Annotated in this window: 4 protein-coding genes; all 4 read left to right on the top strand. The window is 53.0% G+C overall.

Going from position 1 to position 4,143, the window contains the following annotated elements:
* The coding region (gene cas3 / locus FBQ85_27320) for a CRISPR-associated helicase Cas3' (protein ID MDL1878843.1) at positions 1–1,767 on the top strand (1,767 nt) is incomplete at its 5' end.
* Positions 1,768–1,777: 10 nt separating this feature from the next.
* Positions 1,778–2,467, top strand: coding sequence for a DNA repair protein (locus FBQ85_27315; protein ID MDL1878842.1), 690 nt, complete (start codon positions 1,778–1,780; stop codon positions 2,465–2,467).
* 243 nt (positions 2,468–2,710) lie between these two features.
* Positions 2,711–3,772 (top strand): CRISPR-associated endonuclease Cas1, encoded by a 1,062-nt coding sequence (cas1, locus tag FBQ85_27310; GenBank protein ID MDL1878841.1) that lies wholly within the window; start codon positions 2,711–2,713, stop codon positions 3,770–3,772.
* A gap of 67 nt (positions 3,773–3,839) precedes the next feature.
* A complete protein-coding gene (gene cas2 / locus FBQ85_27305; protein MDL1878840.1) occupies positions 3,840–4,130 on the top strand; it encodes a CRISPR-associated endonuclease Cas2 in 291 nt (96 codons plus the stop codon).
* Positions 4,131–4,143: the final 13 nt, after the last annotated feature.

The following is a 4,143-nucleotide window of genomic DNA, read 5'->3' as shown; positions in this document are numbered from 1 at the left end:
GCGCTTATCGACTCGGATAAACGCGACGCCGCCCCCATTGGTCTGGAAGCGACGCGGCTGCCCATTCCCGAAAACCTCGTGCAGCAGTTCACCCGGCACGCGCAGTTTGTCGCTGCCGACCCGGTCGTGGCCAAAATCCGCAGCGATCTCTTTGCCGCGCTGGAGGCGCAGGCAGGCGAAATCCCGTTGACCCAAAAAATTTTCACCATCACCTCACCCACCGGCAGCGGCAAGACGCTCGCGGCCCTGAATTTTGCGATCAAGCTGCGACATCGATTGGCACAGGAACAGGGCGCCGCGCCGAGAATCATTTACGCCCTGCCCTTCACCAGCATCATCGATCAAAACCACAACGTGTTTGAAAAGGTGCTTTCCCTTCTGCCCGATTTTGCTGCGAACAGCTCACGTTATCTGCTCAAGCATCACCATCTTGCTGACGTCTGTTACGTCACGGAAGAAGTTGCCGCGGAGAGCCTACCACTGGACAAGTCGCTGTTGCTCATTGAAAGTTGGGAAAGCGAAATCATCGTTACCACCTATGTGCAGCTTTTTCACACCATCTTCAGCTCTAAAAACCGGCTGCTGAAGAAATATCACAACCTCGTCGGCAGCATCATCATTCTCGACGAGGCGCAAAATCTGCCGGTAGAATACTGGCCGCTCGCGCGCCACATGCTCCGCTGGCTCGCCGAGGCTGGGAATTGCACGATCATCATGATGACAGCCACTCAGCCGTTGATCTTTTCTCGCAATGAAGCAATGGAGCTTGTTCCCAACCCCAAGCAAAGCTTTCAGGCATTGGATCGCATTTATTTTCACATCCACCATCAACGCCAGGAATTGCGCGAATTTGCCGCGCATTTCGCCAGCCAGTTGGAGCCTGACAAATCATATGCAGTGATTCTCAACACCATTAAATCCTCGCTGCAATTTTTTCGATTTCTGGAAAAGTCGGGGGTTCTCAGCCACGAGCTGTTTTACTTGTCCACGAACATCGTTCCAGACCACCGCTGGCAGCGCATCGCCGACATGCGGCAAAAGCTGGAGCACCGATCATCGATCATCCTGGTCTCGACACAAGTGATCGAAGCCGGCGTCGATCTCGATTTTGACATCATTTATCGCGACCTCGCTCCCATCGATTCGATGGTGCAGGCGGCCGGACGGGCCAACCGCCACGGCATTCACGGCAAAGGCCATGTCCATATCGTCAGGCTTGCTGACACAGAGAACCGCGAATTTGCCAGGTGGATTTATGGCAAAGCGCATTTGGGGGTTGCCGCCGAGCTTCTGAAAGACAGACAAGAGCTCAATGAGTACAAATTCCTGGAGCTCGTGCAAAAAAATTATGAAAAGCTGGTTAAGACCAAAGACCTGTCTGAAGGCGAGAAAATTTACCGCGACTGGTGGCAATGCTCGGATTATGAGGCGCTGCAGCGCTTTCAGCTTATCAGCGCAAAATTTGGCTACGTGGATGTCTTTCTGGCCGTAAACCCGGAGGCCGAGAACGTGTGGAAGCGATACCTGAACGGCGTGCTCCGCGAGCGAGACTTCAAACAACGGCAGCAGAATTATCTCCAGTTGCGCAGCGATTTTCGAAGATACATCATTTCCGCGCCACTGAAATCGACCAAGGAATTTTTCTGGAACCACGTGCGTGGCGACCAGATCAAACCTGGTTATATACCATGCGATGCCATAGAAGATTATTACGACCCACAAACGGGCTACAAACGCATCGAGGATGACAAAATAATGATCTTTTGAGGAGGCAGCGATGAAGGTTCTTCTTGGAATTTTACGCTTAACGGATCAACACTTCGCCCAGCGCGACGCGCACAAGCTGCGCGGCTATATCGGCCGTTTGTGGGAGGAATATGATCTCTTGCACAATCACGCCGGCGACGGACGCTTGCAATATCGCTATCCGCTCGTGCAATACAAAGTGCTGCACGGCATTCCCCACATCATTGGCCTAGCCGAAGGCGCGCCGCTGCTGGCAAAAATTTTCCTCGAATTGAAAACGCTGAAAATCGATGAAAAAATCTACGAGAATCTCCATTTGGAACTGAGCCACCACGAAACCGAATTCGGCGACGCCGGCGAGGCCGTCACCTATCAGTTTGTCACGCCCTGGCTGGCCCTCAACCAGCAAAACTACCAAAAATTCCGCAGCTTCGTGCTTGATTGGGAAAAGCACTCGTCCGTGCAACATGAAATGCAAGTGGACATGCTGCAAAGCATTCTGGTCAACAACGTCATCGCCGTGGCCAAGGCGCTGCGTTACACAGTCGAGCAAAGGCATCGCCCTATCGTTCGCGTCGAAACCTGCGAAGTCAAATTCAAAGATCAACCCATGCTGGCATTCAAAGGTAGCTTTCAGATGAATTTTCATTTGCCGGATTTCATCGGTCTCGGTAAATCGCCCGCACGAGGCTTCGGCACCGTAAAAAGACTGTTGCCATAAACAAAATCAACCGCGCCGCGCACACGGTTGATCTGTCATCTTCTTTCTTTGATTGCGATAATCGACAAAAGAAGAAGAGTTAAGAACAGAATCAGTTCAGACATTCTTACTCCTTTGTTTTACTGATTCCGGAAATCATCCATCAAAACAAGGATTGAAACTCGACACATCACAATGAGCCGCTGCACAGCCCATTTTCAGCTGTTTGCTTTCTTGCACCTTGCAACTTGCCATTTGCCTCCCATGCAACTCGTCCTCAACACCCCTGGCGCCTACCTGCGCCTCAAAGACGGCTGCTTTCACATCACCGTCGCAGAACAAAGCAAGCTCGTCTCGCCCAAAAAAGTCGAGAGCATCCTCATCAGCTCCGCCGTCAAGCTCAGCTCCGCCGCCCTGCAGCTCGCCGTCGAAAGCAACATCGACGTCGTCTTTCTCGACAAATTCGGCGCGCCCTTTGGTCGCCTCTGGCACGCCAAACTCGGCTCCACCACCCGCATTCGCCGCGGCCAACTCATTGCCAGCACCAGCGCCGAAGGTCTCGGCTACGCCCGGCGCTGGATTCAGCAAAAGCTCGACAATCAAATCGACTTTCTCACCACCCTTGCCAACAAGCGCCCGGCCAAGCAAGAACAACTCGGCGTCTACATCAACCAAATCCAAATCATTCGCGACAAGCTGAAGGACGTTCACCTTAAAAACGGCGCCTCCGCCCAGGCCGATTTGGAAAACACCCCCAACTTGCCCCATGCCCCATGCCCCGTGCCTCTTGCCGCCGACTCCCTGCGCGGGCTCGAAGGCACCGCCGGCCGCATTTACTTCGAAGCGCTCAGCTTCGTGCAGCCGGAACAATTTCCCTTTCATGGCCGCTCACGCCAGCCCGCAAAAGACGAGTTCAATTGCATTCTCAACTACTGCTACGGCGTGCTCTACGGCCTGGTCGAACGTGCCTGCATGCTTTCCGGGCTGGAGCCGTATCTCGGCTTCTTTCACACGGACAATTACAACAAAAAATCGCTGGTCTTCGATCTCATCGAGCCGTACCGGCTTTGGGCCGAAGAAACCACTGTCTATCTTTTCAGCCAGCGGCAGGTGAAAAAAGAGATGTTCGACAAAATTCAAAACGGCATGACGCTCAATAAAGAAGGCAAGCAAGTGGTGATCGCCGCATTCAACGAGCGCCTGGACGCCGCCCTCCGCCACCACGGCCGCAATATCAGTCGGCGCAATATCATTCAGTTCGACTGTCAAGCCTTCGCACAGGAGTTGCTCAAGATCGATTTGGAACGCGAACCCGAAACGGAATGACAGGGAGGCGGAAGGAGAGTAACGGAAAGATCAAGAAGAATTTGCCACTTGCAAACTTGCCCCTTGCATGCTAACCTGGGTCATCTACGACATCGTCAAAGACAAGCCGCGCACACAGGTGGCCAAAACCTGCCAGCGGGCCGGCATCATGCGCGTGCAGTATTCGGTCTTTCTCGGCGAGTTGAATGCCAACGAAATCGACGAGCTGGGATTGAAAATCAAAGCGCTGATCGACGAGGAAACCGACCGCGTGTACATTTTCCCGATGTGCAAGGAAGATTTCTCCAAAGTGCGCCTGCTCGGCGAAGCGTTCGATAAAAAACTCGTTACCAACGAAATTCGCGAACTATTTCTCTAATGTTTATTTCTAC

The organism is Cytophagia bacterium CHB2, assembly GCA_030263535.1.
Taxonomy (GTDB): Bacteria; Zhuqueibacterota; Zhuqueibacteria; order Zhuqueibacterales; family Zhuqueibacteraceae; genus Coneutiohabitans.
This window is presented reverse-complemented; position numbering and strand designations above follow the sequence as displayed.